At 69.5% G+C, this 19,202-nt stretch carries 17 protein-coding genes; 5 read left to right on the forward strand and 12 right to left on the reverse strand.

Annotation, left to right across the window (positions count from 1 at the left end):
* Window positions 1-30 precede the first annotated feature (30 nt).
* The 3 genes from VMT40_RS17700 to VMT40_RS17710 form a co-directional block, all read right to left on the reverse strand.
* Window positions 31-351, reverse strand: a complete 321-nt coding sequence (locus VMT40_RS17700; protein WP_442789997.1) for a WhiB family transcriptional regulator — start codon at window positions 349-351, stop codon at window positions 31-33.
* A gap of 140 nt (window positions 352-491) precedes the next feature.
* A complete protein-coding gene (locus VMT40_RS17705; protein ID WP_326359391.1) occupies window positions 492-848 on the reverse strand; it encodes a hypothetical protein in 357 nt (118 codons plus the stop codon).
* Window positions 849-1,002: 154 nt separating this feature from the next.
* Window positions 1,003-3,156 carry an ATP-dependent DNA helicase UvrD2 gene (locus VMT40_RS17710; RefSeq protein WP_326360222.1) on the reverse strand — a complete coding sequence of 718 codons (2,154 nt, stop codon included), beginning with the start codon at window positions 3,154-3,156 and terminating at the stop codon, window positions 1,003-1,005.
* A 90-nt stretch (window positions 3,157-3,246) separates the two neighbouring features.
* Here VMT40_RS17710 and VMT40_RS17715 point away from each other — a divergent pair, with 90 nt between their 5' ends.
* Entirely contained in the window at window positions 3,247-4,533 is a 1,287-nt protein-coding gene (locus VMT40_RS17715) for a low temperature requirement protein A (RefSeq protein ID WP_326359392.1), read from the forward strand.
* 132 nt (window positions 4,534-4,665) lie between these two features.
* Here VMT40_RS17715 and VMT40_RS17720 read toward each other — a convergent pair whose 3' ends face one another.
* The 3 genes from VMT40_RS17720 to VMT40_RS17730 are packed head-to-tail and all read right to left on the reverse strand — an operon-like array spanning window position 4,666 to window position 5,965.
* A complete protein-coding gene (locus VMT40_RS17720; protein ID WP_326359394.1) occupies window positions 4,666-5,127 on the reverse strand; it encodes a MarR family winged helix-turn-helix transcriptional regulator in 462 nt (153 codons plus the stop codon).
* A complete protein-coding gene (locus VMT40_RS17725; protein WP_326359396.1) occupies window positions 5,124-5,546 on the reverse strand; it encodes an EVE domain-containing protein in 423 nt (140 codons plus the stop codon). The genes VMT40_RS17720 and VMT40_RS17725 overlap by 4 nt, the downstream gene beginning before the upstream one ends.
* Window positions 5,543-5,965, reverse strand: a complete 423-nt coding sequence (locus VMT40_RS17730) for a hypothetical protein (RefSeq protein ID WP_326359398.1) — start codon at window positions 5,963-5,965, stop codon at window positions 5,543-5,545. The genes VMT40_RS17725 and VMT40_RS17730 overlap by 4 nt, the downstream gene beginning before the upstream one ends.
* Before the next feature lie 109 nt (window positions 5,966-6,074).
* Between VMT40_RS17730 and VMT40_RS17735 the strand changes: the two genes are divergently transcribed.
* Entirely contained in the window at window positions 6,075-6,326 is a 252-nt protein-coding gene (locus VMT40_RS17735) for a mycoredoxin (RefSeq protein WP_326306711.1), read from the forward strand.
* Window positions 6,327-6,402: 76 nt separating this feature from the next.
* On the opposite strand, the gene nudC is transcribed toward VMT40_RS17735, so the two are convergent.
* From nudC to VMT40_RS17755, 4 genes are read right to left on the reverse strand one after another with little or no spacing between them, the layout of a single operon-like run.
* A complete protein-coding gene (nudC, locus tag VMT40_RS17740) occupies window positions 6,403-7,329 on the reverse strand; it encodes an NAD(+) diphosphatase (protein ID WP_326359400.1) in 927 nt (308 codons plus the stop codon).
* Window positions 7,330-7,352: 23 nt separating this feature from the next.
* Window positions 7,353-8,414 carry a potassium channel family protein gene (locus tag VMT40_RS17745; protein ID WP_326359402.1) on the reverse strand — a complete coding sequence of 354 codons (1,062 nt, stop codon included), beginning with the start codon at window positions 8,412-8,414 and terminating at the stop codon, window positions 7,353-7,355.
* Window positions 8,415-8,441: 27 nt separating this feature from the next.
* Window positions 8,442-12,299, reverse strand: coding sequence for an ATP-dependent helicase (locus VMT40_RS17750; protein WP_326360223.1), 3,858 nt, complete (start codon window positions 12,297-12,299; stop codon window positions 8,442-8,444).
* 56 nt (window positions 12,300-12,355) lie between these two features.
* Complete coding sequence (locus VMT40_RS17755; RefSeq protein ID WP_326360224.1) at window positions 12,356-16,234, reverse strand: ATP-dependent helicase; 3,879 nt, start codon at window positions 16,232-16,234, stop codon at window positions 12,356-12,358.
* 131 nt (window positions 16,235-16,365) lie between these two features.
* Between VMT40_RS17755 and VMT40_RS17760 the strand changes: the two genes are divergently transcribed.
* Genes VMT40_RS17760 through VMT40_RS17770 form a run of 3 tightly spaced genes read left to right on the forward strand, consistent with a single transcriptional unit; the run spans window position 16,366 to window position 18,300 of the window.
* Window positions 16,366-17,151, forward strand: a complete 786-nt coding sequence (locus tag VMT40_RS17760) for an alpha/beta fold hydrolase (protein ID WP_326360225.1) — start codon at window positions 16,366-16,368, stop codon at window positions 17,149-17,151.
* 30 nt (window positions 17,152-17,181) lie between these two features.
* Window positions 17,182-17,484 carry an MGMT family protein gene (locus VMT40_RS17765; RefSeq protein ID WP_326359404.1) on the forward strand — a complete coding sequence of 101 codons (303 nt, stop codon included), beginning with the start codon at window positions 17,182-17,184 and terminating at the stop codon, window positions 17,482-17,484.
* A gap of 57 nt (window positions 17,485-17,541) precedes the next feature.
* Complete coding sequence (locus tag VMT40_RS17770; RefSeq protein WP_326359406.1) at window positions 17,542-18,300, forward strand: VOC family protein; 759 nt, start codon at window positions 17,542-17,544, stop codon at window positions 18,298-18,300.
* Between the two features lie 56 nt (window positions 18,301-18,356).
* Here VMT40_RS17770 and VMT40_RS17775 read toward each other — a convergent pair whose 3' ends face one another.
* Together VMT40_RS17775 and VMT40_RS17780 are read right to left on the reverse strand one after the other, a co-directional pair.
* The gene (locus tag VMT40_RS17775) at window positions 18,357-18,641 is read right to left on the reverse strand and encodes a WhiB family transcriptional regulator (RefSeq protein WP_326306704.1); all 285 of its coding nucleotides are present in this window, start codon (window positions 18,639-18,641) and stop codon (window positions 18,357-18,359) included.
* Between the two features lie 65 nt (window positions 18,642-18,706).
* Window positions 18,707-19,144: a hypothetical protein gene (locus VMT40_RS17780; protein WP_326359408.1), complete on the reverse strand. Its 438-nt coding sequence runs from the start codon at window positions 19,142-19,144 to the stop codon at window positions 18,707-18,709.
* Between the last annotated feature and the right edge of the window lie 58 nt (window positions 19,145-19,202).

Consider the following 19,202-nt stretch of genomic DNA (forward strand, 5'->3'; position numbering starts at 1 on the left):
TGCGTTCTACTCCCCCGGATGCGGGGGTGTTCATGCCACCGCGACCTTGCGCGGGCGTCCACGGGGACGCTTGCGGGCGATGACCACACCCTGGTCGAAGATCTCGCCACCCCAGACGCCCCAGGGCTCAGCGCGATCCAAGGCGGCCGTCAGGCAGCCCTGGCGGATGGGGCAGGACGCGCACAGCGCCTTGGCCTCTTCCAGCTGGGCGGGGGACTCGGCGAACCAGAGGTCGGGGTTGCCGACCCGGCAGGGCAGGGTGAGGGCGACGACCCGGCGGGTGCGGGCGGTCGTATTGGCCACGGTGTTGCGGCATGTCACTCGTTCACGGATGACCGTGGTGGTAGACACGTCGGGCTCCTTCAGCTCGTGCTTCGGTCGTTCGGTGTGTTCGCGAAGACCGGTGCCGGTGGGCTGAGGGCCGAAATAACATTGGCCACGGTATTCGCGCTTTTCGCGATCCGTGGCCAGGAGGTCTGGGAGGTATTTCCCTACCTGAGTCGACTTCGGTGTCGACTCCTGATCACGGTCGCTGGGTCGGTGGTGTTGGGGCGGACTGCGTGCAGATGGACCGGACGCTCGGTGGCGTCGGTCGGAACTGCCAGGGTTTCGACGGCCGCATACACGGCTGCCGGTCGCCAGTCGCCCTTGGGCTTGTCCTGCTCGATCACGATCTGCTGATCCGCTTGGGCTTTGCTTGCAAAGACCTGAAGACCAAGATCGCCAATCACGCCGGACATACGAATCCCCTGGAACGCGAGGATCCCCCGGGAGGCGGACATGACAGATGACGTCGCAAAGCTGCCAGCGGTCACGCCGGTTGCGTTGTAATTCACGATGCCGTTCATTGGTCTGCCTCCCTCCTTCACTCGTATGCGATCAGTTTTTTGGAACACGGGGTTCTCGCCCCGGGTACGAAGACCACACTAGGTAGTCATACGGATGTACACAACCTATTTTTGACCTGCGGTTTTAGGGGCTTGCCCACACTTCGTATATGGACTAGGAAGAGTCCCGAAGCCGGGAGCGGACGATGGCCAGCACATCCGCGCCGTAAGTCTGCAGCTTCTTGGCCCCGATCCCCGGGATCGCCACCAGTGCCTTGTCGTCGGAGGGCCGCTGTTCGGCGATGGCGGTCAGGGTCGTATCGCTGAACACCACAAAATGTGGCAGCTTCAGCTCATCGGCCTTCTCCCGACGCCATTCCTGGAGCGCCGCGAGGAGTTCGGTGTCGACGTCGGCCGGGCAGCGCGAGCAGCGGCCGAGCATGGTGGCCTGGGTATTGAGCAGCGGGCGGCCGCAGATGCGGCAGGTGGGGTGCACGCGCTTGGGGCCGGGGCGGCGATCGGTGGTGTGGGTCGCGATGCGCGAGGCCGGGGAGTCGTCGGGGACCAGGCCGATGAGGAAGCGGGAGCGGCGGCGCACCTTGCGCCCGCCCGCGGATCGGGCCAGGGCCCAGGACAATTGGAGGTGCTCGCGGGCGCGGGTGACGCCGACGTAGAGCAGGCGGCGTTCCTCCTCCAGGGCGGATTCGTCGGAAACCGTTGCGTCCGGGCCCAATACGTGCTGGATCGGCAGTGTGCCGTCGGCCAGGCCGACCAGGAACACCGCATCCCATTCCAGACCCTTGGCCGCGTGCAGCGAGGCCAGGGTGACGCCCTGCACCGTCGGCGCGTGCCGGGCCTCGGCGCGGGCGGCGAGTTCGCGCAGCAGACCGTTCAGATCCAGTTCGGGCTCGTGTTCGGCGAGTTCCTCGGTGAGCTGCACCAGCGCCACCAGCGAGGACCAGCGCTCCCGGGCCTGGACACCGATGGGCTCCTCCTTGGTCAGCCCGACCTGGGCCAGGGCGGCCCGAACCAGCGTCACCACCTGTTCGCCACGGGCGTCGGGCAGATCGTCGCGATTGGCGGCCTGCCGCAGCGCCGACACCGCCTGGCGCACCTCGGGCCGGTTGAAGAAGCCCTCGCCGCCGCGCACCTGATACGGGATTCCGGCCTCGGTGAGCGCCTGCTCGTACACCTCGGACTGAGCGTTGATGCGGTAGAGGATCGCGATTTCGGCTGCGGGCACACCGTTTCCGAGCAGTTTGGCCACCGCCTTGGCGACGGCCGCGGCCTCGGCGGGCTCATCGTCGAATTCGGCGAAGACCGGTTCCGGCCCGTCCGCGCGCTGGCCGATGAGTTGGAGCCGGGTGCCCGCGATGCGCCCGCGCGCCGCGCCGATCACCCGGTTGGCCAGCGAGACCACCTGCGGTGTGGAGCGGTAATCGCGTTCCAGCCGGACCACGGTGGCATCGGGGAAGCGGCGGGAGAAGTCGAGCAGGTAGGTGGGCGAGGCTCCGGTGAAGGAGTAGATGGTCTGGTTGGCGTCGCCGACCACGGTCAGATCGTCGCGATCGCCGAGCCAGGCGTCGAGCACCCGCTGCTGTAGCGGGGTGACGTCCTGATATTCGTCGACCACGAAACACCGGTAGCGGCCGCGGAACTCCTCGGCCACCGACGAATAGTCCTCGAGCGCGGCCGCGGTGTGCAGCAGCAGATCGTCGAAGTCGAGCAGCAGACCGTCGGGGGTGGTCTTGAGCGCCTCGTAGTAGGTGTAGACCGCCGAGACCTTCTTGGCCTCGAAGGGCACGTCGCGGTGGCGGCGACCCGCCTCGCCCGCGTAGTCCTCGGGGGCGATGAGCGAGCCCTTGGCCCATTCGATCTCGCTGATCAGATCGCGCAGGCTGTCGGTATCGGTGGGCAGTCCGGCCCGCCCGGCGGCCTGCGCCACGAGGGGGAACTTGCCGTCGATCAAGCGCCACGGCACATCGCCCACGACCTGCGGCCAGAAGTATTTGAGCTGCCGGAGCGCGGCGGCGTGGAAGGTGCGCGCCTGCACCTGCCCGGCCTCCCCACCCAAACCCAAGGCCCGCAACCGGTTCCGCAGTTCCCCGGCCGCGCGGGCGGTGAAGGTCACCGACAGCACCTGATCGGCCCGCACGTGCCCGGCCGAGACCAGATGGGCGATGCGATGGGTGATGGTGCGGGTCTTGCCGGTGCCCGCGCCCGCCAGCACGCAGACCGGTCCCCGGGGTGCGCGCACGGCCGCGGCCTGCTCGGCATCGAGGTCGTCGAGCCGGAGCTGGGAGTCGGTCGCGGCAGTCACGCGCTCCATCATGGCAAAGCCCTCCGACAGGTTGGGCGGCCCTCGGCGTGGCGGCTCGGAATCCGGGTGCGTGCCGCGAACTCCGGTTAGCGTTCGATGGTGGCCAAGGAAACACCCGAATCGGGCAGCGCCGAGACGCCGGGCACGCAGGAGCGGCACGCGAGCTGGATGGAGCTGTTCTTCGACCTGGTGGCGGTGGCGGGCATCGGCCAGCTGACGCATCTGCTGCATCGCGGTCCATCGCTGGGCGACTTCGGCCTGTACGTGGTGCTCTACCTGGCCTTTTGGATGGTATGGGCGTGTATGACGCTGTACGGCAACATTGCTGGCAACAACACGCGCGTCGGATTGATGTTGGGTGCCATGGCGGGGCTGGGCCTGATGGCCGCGGCCGTGCCCGGTATCCCCGACCGGCATGCCACCACCTTCGCGGCGGTGTACGTGCTGGTGCGGCTCGGTGCCGAACGCATCTGGGGCGAGGGCAAGCTCGTCGTCGACTGGCCGACGGCGCAACTCACCCTCGGCGTGTGGCCGTGGATCGTCTCGCTGTGGGTCGGTGAACCGGCGAAGTTCTGGCTGTGGGGCGCGGGTCTGGCGCTGGATCTGTACGTGCTGTTCGCGATCAGCGGGGAGAAGATGCTGGCCGAAGGGCGTAAGCGGCTGCGCGCCCGGATCGAGCGGATCCAACGGAGTCCGCGCTTCGATCCGGACCGCTGGAATCCGGACAAGGTGCCGACATTCGAAGCGGTGCATGCCGAACCGGCACACCTGGGCGAACGGCTCGGGCTGTTCGTGATCATCGTGCTCGGCGAGGGCGTCATCGGCATCATCGCCGCGCTGGGCGGGCAATCGTGGACCGCCGTCGTGGTGTGCCTGGCCTTCGCCGCGTTCGTGATCCTGGCCGGATTGTGGGCGCTGACCCTGCTGTTCGGCTTCATCCCGCGGCTGATGACCGAGAGCGACGCCACGGCGAAGGAGCCCTGGCAGCGCATCATGCTCACCCACTGCGGCGTCACCGGCGGCCTGGCCACCCTCGCCGCGGGCCTGGGCCTGGCCATGGATCACGCCCACGGCCACCTGAGCACGGGCGTCGGCTGGGCGCTGTGCGGCGGTGCCGCAACCTATTTCGCGGTCGTCGGCGTCAGTGGCATCCGCAGCGGCAACGTGGGATGGCGCTGGCTGCTGACCTGGCCGCTCCCCTGCACGGCACTGGCGGTCGCACTCGGCTTCGCCGCCACCCACCTGACCGCCCTCCCCCTGGTCTGCGCGGTCGCCGCCCTGGTCCTCTGGCCCCTGCTCTGGGAGACCTGGTCAGCGGGCAAGTGGCGCACCGGCTCCGGGCCGGATCGCCCGGGGCGGGCCGCCGAGACCGATACCGCAACCTGACCGAAGATCGACACCTACGAGGAGCGGGGATTCGGCAACCGCTCCGGCGCGGCCGAATACGCCCGTATGCTCGCGAGATTCGCGCAAGCGGAGTGGTTGGGCGTCGCGGCTGGCGCGTCGCCGGGCCGCGAGTCAGGTGCGGTCGCGGAGTTGGCGGAGGGCGGCGGTGAAGCGGGGGGTGCGGTCGCCGAGGGGGGAGAAGAAGTCTCGGTCGCAGGCTTCTACCGCGGCTATGGCTCGGTTGACCAGGGCCGCGCCGGATTTGGTGGGGACGAGGGATTTGGCGCGTTTGTCGGTGGGGTGGTCGCGGCGTTCGAGGAGGCCCTTTTGTTCCAGGGTGCGCAGGACCTGGGAGGTCATCATGGGGTCGGTGGCGGCCTGGTCGGCGATATCGCGTTGGGTGACGGGGTCGCCGCCGGACCGGCCGGTGAGCCAGGTCAGGGCGGCGAGCAGGACGAATTGGACGTGGGTCAGGTCGAAGGGGGCGAGGGCCGCGCGTTGGGCGGCCTGCCAGCGGTTGGTCACCTGCCAGAGCAAGAGTCCGGGGCTTTCGTCGGCGTGCTCGAATTCGGTGTGTAGTCCTGCATTCGTCACGGGCCGACCATAGCGCGGGAGATGACCTCGAAATCGTGGGCGCTGAGTTCGACCAGGCCGCGCCGCAGCACGATTCCCCAATTCGGGACGCTGGTCAGCTCGAGGTCGGCGCGCAGTTCGTCGATCGGCACGTCGCGGGCCTCGGGTTCGTAGTCGACCGCGCGCCGCCAGGGGCGGAAGCATCCGCCCTGTTCCTCGACCTGCCACGCCGGTCCCTCGGCAATGGTGCCGAGGGCGGTGAAGGATTTGATCGGTTCGCCCTCGCGCATTCCGGTGCGCGGCGAGTAGTAGACGAGCCCGTCGCCCGGGCTCATGCGTTCCACGGCCGCGCGCTTGCCGTGATTGGCCTGCGCGAAGCCGAGTTCCACACCCCGGCGGACATGATCGCGGGAGACGACTCCCAGCCAGTACCTGGTCATACCAGCACCGCCTCGGCGGCCGCGACCAGCGCATCGACATCGCCCTGCAAAGACTTGGCGAGATCCTTACCCATGATCTTGGTCCAGAGTCCGCGCAGCGGACCCTCCATGGTGATGCGGACGGTGACGGTGGTGACCCCGTCGATGGCGATGACCCGGTGGGCGAAGATCAGCCGCGCGCCGATCAGCTTGGACGAGTCGATGAATTCGGTATCGGTGAGCTTGGTGACCACGAACTTGGTCTTGGGCCCGCCCTTGGGCTTGATGACGCCGGTCGCGCCCTGCTCGAAGGTGCCGTCGAGCCGAGCCCATTCGGTGTCGGTGTTCCATTCGTGCCAGGTGCCCATGTCGGCCCACTTGGCGAAGAAGGCAGGGGGGGTAGCGGTCGAAGTGGCGGTGGCTTCTGCGATGAACGTCATGCAATTAGTATGCGCGCTTACTATCTACTCGTCAACACCCGAGTTTCGATCGGCTCACAACAGCCCCGGAGCAGGGAACATGATCGGGTCGGAGTATGTTGCACGACTCGTGACTGCCACTGACCTGACCATGTACTCGACCACTTGGTGCGGCTACTGCCGTCGGCTGAAGACCCAGCTCGACGAGGCCGGGATCACCTACGAGGTGATCGACATCGAAGAGCATCCCGAGGCCGCGGAATTCGTCGGCAGCGTGAACGGCGGCAACCACGTGGTGCCGACGATCAAGTACCGCGACGGGTCGACCGCCACCAATCCGAGCCTGGCTCAGGTCAAGGAAGCCCTCGCCGCCATCGGCTGAGCGCCGCAGATATGGCTGAAGCCGCACACCGAGGGGTGTGCGGCTTCAGGTCGTCTTCGGACTGCGCGGCTTCGAACTACGCGTCGGCGGCCCAGGATTCGACAATCGTGCGGGCGATCGAAATCGAGCCCGGCAGCAGCAGTTTCCGGTCGGTGGTCTGCAAGACCTCGCTGTCACGTCCCCACGCGCCCGCGGCCAGGGCCTCACGCACCTCCTCGCGCGTGAACCAGTACGCCTCGACAATCTCCCCGTCGTGGAATGCCAAGGGCTGCTCCGGATCCGCGACCGCGGTGAAGCCGAGCATGAGCGAGCGCGGGAACGGCCAGGGCTGGCTGCCGAGGTAGCGGATCTCGCGGACGTCGACGCCGACCTCCTCCTTGATCTCGCGTTCGACGCAGCGCTCGAGCGACTCCCCCGCCTCCACGAATCCGGCCAGCAGCGAGAACAGCCCCTGCGGCCAGACGTTTTGGCGGCCGAGCAGCACGCGGTCGCCGGTCGGGTCGGTGATGAGGCAGATGACGGCGGGATCCGTGCGCGGGAATTCCTCGTGCCCGGCCTCGCTGATGCGCGACCAGCCGCCGTTGGCGGGGACGGTCGGGGTGCCGTCGGCGGAGCTGTAGCGGGCCTTGTCGTGCCAGTTCAGCAGGGCGATGGCGGTGGACAGCAGGCCGGTGCCGAAGTCGTCGAGTTGCAGGGTGGTGCCGTAGGCGCGCAGATCGACGAGGGTGCCATCGATGTCGTTGTCGCGCACGGCCCACAGGTGGGTGTCGCCGTCGACGCCGAGGAAGACGGCGTCGGGGGTGCGTTCGGCGGCGAGGTCGGTGGCGGGCTCGAGTACCAGGCGGCCGCCGTCCATGCGGACCTGTCCGCGCTTGTTCAATCGGAGGAGTTTCGCCTGGGCCCAGCCCTCTTTGAGGGCCTGCTCGTCGGAGCGGAGGTGTTCCGCCCGGTCGAGAGTGGTACGGGAGAGCACCGGAACCGCATTCAGCTGAAAACCTGACACGGTTCGAGACTAGCCGGACCGGGTCATCCCGCCTGGACGCGGCGCAGATAGAGCAGCTTGTCGCGGGTCTCGAGGGCGTCGGTCTCGGGGTCGCCGACCCGGATGAGCTGGCCGTCGCGGACCACGCCGAGCACGATATCGCGCAGGTGGCGCGGGGAGCCGCCGACTTCCTCGGGTTCCACCTCGCGTTCGGAGATGGCGAATCCGGCCTCGGGGGTGAGCAGGTCCTCGATCATGTCGACCACGGACGGGGTGGTGGTGGCGATGCCGAGCAGTCGGCCCGCGGTCTCGGAGGAGACGACCACCGAGTCCGCGCCGGACTGGCGCAGCAGATGGGTGTTCTCGGCCTCGCGCACGGCGGCGGAAATCTTTGCCTTGGGGTTGATTTCGCGCGCGGTGAGGGTGACCAGGACCGCGGTGTCGTCGCGGTTGGTGGCGACCACGACGGCCGAGGCGTGCTGAACTCCGGCCAGCCGCAACACATCCGACTTGGTGGCCGAGCCGTGCACGGTGACCAGTCCGGCGTTGGCGGCGAATTCGAGGACCTGCGGGTCGGTGTCGACCACGACGATGTCCCCGGCCTGCACGCCGTCGGCCAGCATGGCGTCCACGGCGGTGCGGCCCTTGGTGCCGTAGCCGACGACCACGGTGTGATTACGCACGGTGCGCCTCCATCGCTGAATCTTGAACGCCTGCCGGGATCGTTCGGTGAGCACCGCCAGGGTGGTGCCGACCAGGACGATGAGGAACATGATCCGCAGCGGGGTCACCACGAGAATATTGACCAGCCGCGCGGTGGAGGTGACCGGTGTGATGTCGCCGTAGCCGGTGGTGGACAGCGACACCGTGGCGTAGTAGGCGGCGTCGAGCAGGCCCATCTTGTCGCGCGCGTTGTCGTGGTAGCCGTCGCGGCCGATGTAGACCACCAGGGTGGCGAAGACCAGCAGGAACAGCGCCAGCGCAATGCGGCGTAGGAGCGAATACCACGGGCTGGACTGGGCGGTGGGGACCCGCAGGATGCCGACCAGGGCGAAATCGGGCCGATCGGTCAGATTTCCGAGACCACGCGACGAGTCACCGAACACAGCTCCGCAGCGTACCGGGCAGACGATCTACCACCCGGCATCCGGGGGCAGCGATTCCGGATCCGGCGGCGGTTCGAGGTCGAAGTCGAAGGGGATGTCGAACTCCGACGGGGGACGCAGCATTTCGACGTCGGTGGGTTCGGGCGGACCCGGGTCGTCGTCGTAGGGGTCCTCGAGCGGGGGCAGTTGGGGCGGGGTCGGCGGGGTGCGGCGGGGAGCCGCCTCGGTGATGATGGCGGCGAGTTCGGTTGGGCCGGGCAGGTGTTCGGGGGCGATGGTGCGGCCGGTGCGGACGTAGTGGAAGGCGGCCACCGTGCGGGCGAGCACCTCGTCCTCGGAGCGGCCGCTGCGGGCGGCTTCCAGCCGGGCCCAGGCCAGCCGGTAGACGGCTAGCTGGATGGCGACCGAATCCTCCTCGGCGCGTTGCGGTTCGGCGCCGGTCTTCCAGTCGACGACCACCCAGGTGCCGTCGGGGCGGCGGAAGACGGCGTCCATGCGGCCGCGGATCACGGTGCCCGCGAGCGTGGTTTCGAAGGAGATCTCGACCTCGACCGGATTGCGGTCGGCCCAGGGTGAGGCGAGGAAGGCTTCCTGCAGACGCATGAGTTCGGCGTCGGTGTCGGTGATGTCGGCCGCACCGGGCAGGTCCTCGAAGCCGAGCAGGCGGGTGCCCGCGAACCAGCGCTGCAACCAGGCGTGGAAGGCGGTGCCGCGGCGGGTGTAGGGGCTGGGTGGGTAGGGCAGCGGACGGCGCAGGCGCGCGGCCAGTTTCGCGGGGTCGGCGCGCAGATCGACCAAGGAGGTGGCGGCGAGCTGGCCGGGGAGTTCGACCTCGCGGAGGGATTGTTCGGCGGCGAGGTGCTCGGCGAGGAGAGCATCCACATCCTCCGCCCAACCCTCCGGATCGGCGTCGAGATCGAATCCATCCGCCTCGGCGGCGGGCGCGGGCGACTCGGCGGCGGATTCGGATGACGCCGCGTGTGTCGAATCCGCCTCTCCGGCAGCCGAGTTCAACGTGGCGCGACGGGATCGGCGGCTGGCGGGGGTTCTCTGTGCGGGGAGCTGGAAATCGGGGCCGAAGTCGAATTCGGTTTGTTGGGGGCGGGATTCGGCGCGGAGGGTTTCCAGGGCTGCCTTGACCAGTTCCACGCCCTCCTCGACGAATTCGCGGCGTGCGCCGAGGGGGTCGCGGGGCCAGGTGGCGGTCGGGGGGTTGTCGGTGAAGGGGTTGGGGGTGTCGGGGAGGGGCGGGTCGTCCCAGCGGTCGATGCGGACGGTGCGGGACAGGGGCGAGTCCGGGGATTCGGATTCGTGTTTGAGTTCGAGCAGAAAAGCGGAGGGGCCCTTGGGTTTCGAGCCGGTCTCGGCCCAGTGGTGGGCGGAGACGAACAGGGCGCGTTCGGTGCGGGTGAGCGCCACGTAGAACAGGCGGCGCTCCTCGTCCAGGCGGCGTGCGGCGAGGGCCTTCTTGTGCTCGTCCAGGGCACGTTCGAGGTCGGCGCGGTCGTAGAGGTCGGTGAGGTCGAGAACGGGGACGCCGTCGGTGGCGTCGTCCTGTGCACGGTCGCCGCGCAGGCTGGTGGGGAGTTCGGCCAGCGCGCCCATCCAGGTGGCGGTGCCGGTGCCGGAGGGGAAGGTGCCGTCCACCACGTGCGGGACCGCGACCACCTCCCATTCCAGGCCCTTGGCGGCGTGCACGGTGAGCACCTGGACGCGGTCGTGGGCGACCTCGACTTCGCCGGGCTCCAAACCGTTCTCGACCTCTTCGGCGGCGGCGAGGAAGTCGAGCAGTCCGGGCAGGGAGGAGCGGTGGTCGGCGGAGTATCCGGCCACCACCTCGGCGAAGGCGTCGAGGTGTTCGCGCCCGGCGGCGGCGTGGGTGCGGCGGGCCTGGGTCTCCACGCCGACGCCGATGGTGCGCTCCACGTCGGCGACGAGTTCGGCCAGCGGCTGCCCGGCGCGCTCGCGCAGCGCGGACAGCTCCCGGCCGAGGGCGACGATGCGGGCGTAACCCTGGGTCGAATACTGTTCGGGGTCACCGGGATCCGCGATGGCGTCGCCGAGTCCGGCCTTCTCGGCGGGTTCGGGCGCGACCTCGCGCAGCGCCTCGTCGAGGGTGGCGGTATCGGTGATGGCGTCGGTCTGTCCGGCGGGGCGTCGAATCGACAGCTCGCGCGCTCGCCGCGAGAGGGCCGCGATATCCGAGACGCCAATGCGCCAGCGCGCGCCGGTGAGAATCCGAACCGCAGCACTACCGGCCGCCGGATCGGCGATCAGCCGCAGGGTGGCAACGATATCCGCGACCTCGGGGGTGTGCAGCAGCCCGCCCAGGCCCACGATTTCCACGGGCAATCCCCGCTCCCGCAAGGCTTCCGCCAGCGGGGCGGCATCGGCATTGCGCCGCACCAGCACCGCCGAGGTCGGCGGCGGCAGGCCGTCATCGGTCGCGGCCTCCCACTCGGCCGCGATCCGCTCCGCCACCCAATCGCGTTCCTCCACAACGGTTTCCGACAATGCGAAGGCAACGGTCCCCGCCCCCGCGCCCGGCCGCGGCCGCAGCGCGTCGACGGTCACTCCCCCACCCCGGGCCGCTCGCTCCCGCAGCGGATCCGACACCAGATTCGCCAGATCCAACGCCTCGGGCGGATTCCGCCAACTCGTGAGCAAGGGCAGGATCGGCGCGGGAACCCCTGGCGCGCTGGGGAAGTCGGTCGCGAACCGCGGCAGATTCGCCGCCGAGGCCCCACGCCAACCGTAGATCGACTGCATCGGATCGCCGACCGCCGTCACCGCGAGCCGCTGTCGCCGCCCGCCCACTCCAGTAGAGGTTGCCGATTCGTTGAGTCCGCCGTCGGCGGACGCCTGCCCCGTCCCGGCGTGCTGTTGGGCGGGATCCACTCCGGGTTGGGGGATTCCGGCCAAGCGCGCGCCGGATTGACGGGGGGCGTCGCCGTCGCCGCCAATCGCGTGTTCAGAAGTCGTTGCGCCCGCGCCGAAGAGGGAGGACAGGAGGATGCGCTGGGAGTGGCCGGTGTCCTGGTATTCGTCGAGGAGGACGAGGCGGAAGCGATCGCGTTCGGCGGCACCGACTTCCGGGTGGGTGGCGGCGAGGCGGGCGGAGAGCGACATCTGCGCGCCGAAGTCGAGGGCGCCGCGGCGGCGGAGCTCTTCGGCGAGGCGCTCGACCAAGGGCAGCAGGGCCACCCGTTCGTGCTGGGCTTCCAGGAGATCCAGCAGGGCCTTCTTGGGTCCGCCCTTCTGCCGCGGTCCGGCCGGGAGGGTGTGGACGAGGCGTTCCAACTCCAGATGGGCCGTGGCCAATTGGTGGGGTTCCACCAAGTGTTCGGCGAGTTGGCCGGACAGGGCCAAGACGGCCTCGGTGACGCCGACCGGGCTGCGGTCGGTGTCGAGGTCGCCGTCCCAGGTGGACACCACGCGGTAGGCGAGCTGCCAGAGCTGGGTCTGGGTGAGCAGGGTGGCGGTGGGTTCCACGGGCAGCAGCAGACCGTATTCGCCGAGCAGGCGGCCCGCGTAGGAGTGGTAGGTGCTGATCTCCGGTTCGGAGGAGGTGAGCAGTCCACGCAGGCGGCCGGTGGGGTCGATATCGCGAATGACCGGTGCGCCCGCCAGGCGGGCCAGGCGGGTGCGGATGCGGGTGGTCAACTGCTGGGCGGCTTTTCGAGTGAAAGTGAGGCCCAGCACTTGCTCGGGTTCGACCAGTCCGTTGGCGACCATCCAGACCACGCGGGCGGCCATGGTCTCGGTCTTGCCCGCGCCCGCGCCCGCCACCACCAGGGTCGGGCCCGCGGGTGCGGCGATGACGGCGGCCTGTTCGTCGGTGGGCGGCGGCAGGCCCAGCGCGTCGGCGAGCTGACGCGGCGAGATCACTTCTCTCGCCCCGCCATCACGCCCGACCCGATCGCCACGCGACGGCACGTCCACTAGTCGGTCACCTGCCGACCGGTGTCCTGGACCGGGCAGCTGCCCGCCACCTTGCAGTGGCGGCAGCCGTCATTGCGCATGGCCAAATAGCTCGGGCCCTTGGAGGCGTCGGCGGCGTCGTGGATCACGCCGCGCCAGGTGTCGATGCCCTCGGCGTCCAGCGGCGGCTGCATGCGCTGGGTGGCGCCTTCCTTCGCATTGGGTTTGGCGACGTAGACCAGGCGCGCGCCGCCGGGCTCACCTTCCCCGAGCGCGCCCTCGGCGGCGGCGACCTGATAGGTGGCGAGCTGCGCGTGCTCCTCGGCGGCCTGCTTGGAGATGGGTGTCTTGCCGGTCTTCACGTCGACGATGACGAAGCGGCCCAAGGGATCTCGTTCCACCCGGTCGACGCGGCCGCTGATCCGGACCGGCTGTTCGTCGGGACTGCGCGCGGGGAGCACGCAGTCGACCGGTACTTCCACGCCGATGGCGGTGAGTTCGTCGCGGGTATTGCGCAGCCAGGCCAGGAAGGTGTCGACCATGGTCTCGGTGCGGCGCAATTCCGCTCGGGAGTGCCAGTTCTCGCCGTCGCGGGCGCTCGGGTCGACCTTCTTCCAGGCCTTCACCAGGGCGGCCTTCACCTGGTCCTCACTGACCTGTCCGGCCAGCGCCTGCACGAGTGTGTGTACGAGATTGCCCTTGAGGGCGTGCGGGTTCTCGCCGTCCCCGCCGCCGTGCCGTTCGAGGGCCCAGCGCAGCGGGCAGGTCTTGAGCTGGTCCACCGTGGACGGGGACAACGCGATCGCGCCATCCGTGCTGTCCCACAGGGGATTCGAGGAGGAGAGTTCGGCGGTGCCGTACCAGTCGTCGGGGTGCGCGCCCCGGACCCCGGCCTGCGCCAGCCGCGCGAGCTGCCGGGCCGCACGCATGCGACGCTCGGGGGTGGTCTCGGGATCGCAAGCGGCGGAGCGCAATTCGGCGATGAGCGCGTGCATGGCCAGCGCTCGGCCCGGATCCACGGGTGGCGGCACCCGCCCGGGTTGGCCGTCGGCGGCGTCGGCGTCCATTTCCGCCAGGAATCGCGACGGCACCAGATCCTGGTCGCCGGTGACCGATTCGACCGCCGTCACCAGCAGCGACCGCCGGGCCCGGCTGCACGCCACCAGCAGCAGTCGCCGCTCCTCCGCCAGCAGGGGCGCGACGCGGCTCACCTTCTCGCCCGAACCGCCGACGCCCGCGAGCAGATCCACCAGCTCCTCGACGCCCAGCAGGGTGCCGCGCGGCCGCAGGTTGGGCCAGATGCCCTCCTGGACCGCCGCCACCGCCACGGTGTCCCACTCGCGTCCGGCGGCCGCGTGCGCGCTGCAAATGGTGACGGCCTCCCCCGGATCGGTCACCGGCGCGTTGTCCTGCGGGATCTCCTGCTGCTCCAGGTATTCCACGAAGCCCTCGATGGTCGCGCGCGGCAGCCGATCCACATACGCCGCCGCTGCCTCGAACAGCCCGACCACGGCGTCCAAATCCCGATCCGCCTGCATCCCGACCGCACCCCCGCGCTCGGACTGCCCGACCCACCGCCGCTCCAACGTGGAGGCGGTCCACACCCCCCACATCACATCCTCGAGCCCACCCCCGTCACGCCGCACCTTCCGCGCCCGCCCGAGCGCCTTGAGCACCCGCCGCAACGGCGCGGCTTCCACCTCGGTGAGCTTCTCGAGCACGACCCGATTCCCCACCCCGACAAGCAGATCCCGCAGAATCTCGGCCGACGACCGGTCCAGATCCGCGAACCGCGCCGCGTCGCCGACGGATTCGGTGTCGCGTGCAACATCGCCGCCGGATTTGGTGTCTCGTGCGGGATCGCGCCCAGAGTCGGAGGGCGACCGATCGCGGACGCTCGCGCCGTCGCCGTCGAGGTCGGCGGATGCTTCCGTATCTGCTTGTACCGCACCGGATTCAGCCGATTGGACCGTCTCCTCCTCGCGCGCTCGGTCGGGGAGGCCGAGTTCCAGCACCGCGCGCCGGATGCCGCGCCGCAACCGCCGCAGGCTGATCTGATCCGCGCCGCCGAGCGGACCCGCGAGCAGATCCAACGCATCGTCCGCGGTGAACGCGATCGGCCGCGGGTGCCGCACCGAGGTCGGGTCGCCCGCCGTAATCGCCCGCAGCGCCAACAACATCCACATCGCACCCCGCCGCCGAGCCAATGGCACGTCGGCCGGTGGCTGTCGCACCGGCACCCCGGCGGCCAGCAGCGCCCGCCGCAGCGGCGCGAGCGACAGCGGCACCGAACGAACGATCACCGCCATCCGAGACCAGGGCACCCCGTGGGTGAGATGCGCCCGCCGCAGATGATCGGCGATCAACGCAGCTTCCTTCGCAGGCGTGGTGAGCACCTGCACCCGCACCTCCCCCGCGGATTGCGCACTCTCCCGGTGATTCTCGGCCCCATCCGCAGACCTGGGCCGCGCGGCACGATCCGCCATTCCGGCGCGTCCGCGATCCAACGTCCCGGCGCGTTCGCCATCCGTCATTCCGGCGCGTTCGCCATCCGTCATCCCGGCGTGCTTTTGGCCGGGATCCATATCCATGTCGTGGATTCCGGCCAAGAGCGCGCCGGAATGACGGGGTTGGTCGGGGCCGTTCGCGGGGCGGCGCTCGCCATTCGTGGGGTACGCATCGCCATTAGTGGTCGGCGCATCACCGTTCGCGGTGGGCGCATCACCGTTCCCGGGGGTGGCGCTGCCGCTCGCCAGGTCGCGGGCGATTTCGTGGAGAAAGTCGGCGGTGGCGGAGGTCCGGCGGAGGGTCGGGAGCGGGGTGCGGTGCGATGGGGAGCCGGGCAGGCGCGCCGCGATGCGGTCGGCTAATTCTTGGATAGCGGTGGCGGAGCGGTGGTTTCGGCGGAGGGTGATGCGGCGGTCGGCGGGGGCTTCCGGGTCGGTGGCAAAGCGGGAGTCCGCGCCGCGGAAGGTGTAGACGGCCTGGTCCGGGTCGGCGGCGATGACCGTGGTGGCTGCGCCGCCGCCGAGGGCGCGGATCAGGGTGGCGGCGTGGGGGTCGAGGTGTTGGGCGTCGTCGACGAGGACGCAGTGCAGGCGATCGCGTTCGGCGGCAAGGAGTTCGGGGTCGAGGTGGAAGGCGTCGAGGGCGGCGGTGACGAGTTCGGCGGCGTCGAGGGCGGGCGCGCTGGCCTCGGGGACGTCCATGCCGACCGACCAGCGCAGCATCATGACCTGTTCGTAGCGTTCGGCGAAGCGGCCCGCGGCGACCCATTCGGGGTGCCGGTGGGTGCGGCCGAGTTCGATCAGATCCTCGGGCCCGAGCCCGCGTTCGGTGGCCCGGAGCATGAGATCCCGCAACTGCTCGGCAAATCCAGCGGCGGGCAGCGCCGGATGCAGGCGCTCGGGCCAGTCGCGCGCGCCGTCGGCGAGGTCGCCCCGCAGCATCTCGCGAATCACGATGTCCTGTTCGGAACCGGTGAGCAGCCGCGGCGGCGGATTCCCGTGGGTGGCGGCGAAGGTCCGCAGCAGCCCGAAGGCGTAGGAGTGGATGGTGCGCACCAGCGGCCCGCGGGTGGCCCCGGGCACCCCGCCCAGGTCGGGATCGGCCTCGGCGATGCGGGCGGTGATGGCGGCGCGCACGGCGGTGGCGGCCCGCTTGGTATAGGTCAGCACCACCACCGATTCCGGTGCGGCCCCGGCCAGGATGCGCGCGGCGGCCACATCCACCAGCAGCGCGGTCTTGCCGGTCCCGGGCCCACCGAGCACCTGCCACGGCCGCCAGCCCGGATCCGCGCCCAGGTCGTCGAAGAGCGGCCGGAGCTCGGCGTCCCACTCCCGCGAGGGGGTCTCCGCCTGAGCCCGGCGCACCAGCTGCACCGAGCTATCCGATCGCATCACGTCGGCTATTTCAACAGATCGCGCCGACAGTCCGCGTTTGCCATGAGTTGGCGGTGCCGCCGATCACAGTGCACACGATGTTCACGAGGGGGATGCGCGAGGTGTTCTTCTCGAGCGCAGGCAGCAGAATGGGCGGGGTGGTGGAGCTTCATACTCATCGTTTCGGTCCCTCGACCGGTCCGGTCGTCCTGGCATTGCACGGTTTGACGGGTCACGGCCAGCGCTGGCGACGATTGGCCGACGATCATCTCCCCGATGTCCGGATCCTTGCACCGGATCTGCGGGGACACGGGAGGTCGCCCGGCGTGCCGCCGTGGGATTTCGAAACTTTGGTCGATGATCTCGTCGCGCTGCTGGCGACCGAGACCAGCGAACCGGTGGTGGTGCTCGGGCATTCGTTCGGCGGGGCCACCGCGGTGCACCTGGCGCACCGGCATCCGGAGCTGGTGCGCGCCCTGGTGCTGCTGGATCCGGCCATCGGCCTCGAGCCCGAGCGCATGCTGCACATCGCGAATTCCATGCTGGCGGCACCGGATTACCCGAGTGTGGAGGCGGCCCGCTTCGACAAGCTGGAAACCTCGTGGGCCGAGGTGGATCCGGCGGTGCTGGAAGAGGAGTTGACCGAGCACCTGGTGCCGACCGCCGAGGGCCGGGTCGGCTGGCACGTGACCATGCCCGCGATCATCTCCTTCTGGGGTCAGATCGCCCGCGATTTCGTTCTGCCGCCACCGGATCTGCCGACCGTGCTGGTGCAGGCGATGAAGGTGAGTCCGCCGCTGGTGGCCCCGGCCTTCCGCGCCGCGCTCACCGAGCACCTCGGCGAGCACCTCACCGTCCACGAATTCGACTGCGATCACATGGTGGCCCAGGCCCGCCCGGCCGACACCGCCGCCCTGGTTCGCGCAGTGCTCTGAAAGGCTCTGACATGACGACAAGGTTCTGACATGGCGACCACCGACGCCGAAATCGAACGGGTCCGGGAATTGGTGGCGGCCATTCCGCCCGGCCGGGTCGCCACCTACGGCGATATCGCGGCCGCGGCGGGCCTGTCCACCCCGCGCACGGTCGGCTGGATCATGCGCACCGATGCCGCCGATCTGCCCTGGCATCGTGTGCTGCGCGCAAACGGCACGCCCGCACCACATTTGGCGCATCGGCAATTGGCGGAACTGGCCGCCGAGGGTGTGCCGCTGCTGGACGGTCGGGTGGATCTGCGACGCGCCCGGCACAGCTTCGCGGGAAGCTGATCGGCACTGCTTCGCCGAAAGCTGATCGCCCGCCCCGTCGGCCGGTTACCGTGAATCATGTCCACCCGACTGGCGTGCGTGGTGTTCGATGCGGTCGAACCCGGGTCGGTGGCCCGTTTCTGGGCCGAGTTGCTGGGCTGGGAGGTGACGGTGGATCGGCCCGGCGAGGTCGAGATCGCCGCACCGGACCCGGACGGCCTGGACGTGGCGCTGACCTTTCTCCCCGCCCGCCGACCCAAGACCGCCCTCAACCGCATTCATCTGGACCTGTCGAGCCGCTCGCTGGATCACCAACGGCTGCAGGTGGACCGCGCGCTCTCGCTCGGTGCGCGCCGGGTGGACATCGGCCAGGGCGCGGTCCCGTGGACGGTCCTGGCCGATCCCGAGGGCAATGAGTTCTGCGTGCTGGAACCGCGCGAGGAGTACGTCGATACCGGCGCGGTCGCCGCGATCGTGATGGATACCCGAGATCCGTTGCGGCTGGCCGAATTCTGGTCCACCGCCGCGGGCTGGCCGCTCACCCATGAGCGGCCCGCCTACGCCGGTCTGCGCTCGGCCACCGGGCAGGGCCCGTGGCTGGAATTCCTGCGGAGGCCGGACGCACCGGCCAAGTGCGGCCGCCTCCATTTGGATCTGGTCGCCTTCCCCACCGACGATCCGATGCAGGAGGCCGCCCGCCTGCGCGCGGCGGGCGCGGTGCCGCTCACTCCCGAGGCCGCACCGCTCGGTTCCGGAGCCCCGACCAACGATCCGATCGTGGTGCTGGCCGATCCCGAAACCAATGAATTCTGTCTGCTACAAGCGACAATCGATTGAACACCCGTGCCGATCCGGCCCGCTTCCCCGCGGCGGATCAGCATGATGCCATGAGATCAGGCCGCGCCGCGTTCGTAGCGGCGGCGCTCCCGGGGTGACATCCCGCCCCAGATGCCGAAGCGCTGATCGTGGGCGAGCGCGTATTCCAGGCACGGCTGGCGCACCTCGCAGGAGGAGCAAATGCGCTTGGCCTCCCGGGTGGAGCCGCCCTTGTCGGGGAAGAACGCCTCGGGATCGGTCTGGGTGCACAGCGCCTGCTGATGCCAGGATTCGGACTCGAATCCGTCACGGCGGGCGAGGGTTTCGAACATGGCGTCGAAATTGGTGAAAAGCAGCTTCACTTCCTCTGTCCCTTCAATACGTTCAGTTCATTGCCGAAAGTCCCACAAAGAAACGCTTGGTAGGTTTACCGACCGATCGAGCAATCTCCGCTCACCGCGGCCAGCCGGGCCTGCTCACCGGTGCCGAAGATGCGGCGCGCGTGCACCGCCGCGGGCGCACCGGACCAGGGCGCGAGCGTGGTGGTGAACATGAGTTCGCACCAACTCAATGCGGGCACCTCGCCACCGGCGAGAGTATTCAGCAACGACAGCTCTTGATCGCTGTCGTTCCAGGCGGCGAACAGCCACGAGGCGTCCAATCGGCCCAGAAATTCCTCGGCGTCCTCCGGAACTCCGAGCGGTGCGTCGACCGCCAGGTGCACGACCGCGGAAATCGCGTGCCGCATACGCGCATCCAGACCGACTCCATCGTGCAGCAGCAGTCCTTCGAGCGACTCCCGCAATCCCGCGCCGTGATCGATCCGGAAGTCGTTGCGACGGGCTGCGGTGGTGACGTCGAACATTGTTTCCTCCCTTGAAATTGCGCTCGTCCCAAAAGCGCCACGGCCTGATTAAAAATGG

The organism is Nocardia sp. CDC160 (genome assembly GCF_035818795.1).
Lineage (GTDB): Bacteria > Actinomycetota > Actinomycetes > Mycobacteriales > Mycobacteriaceae > Nocardia.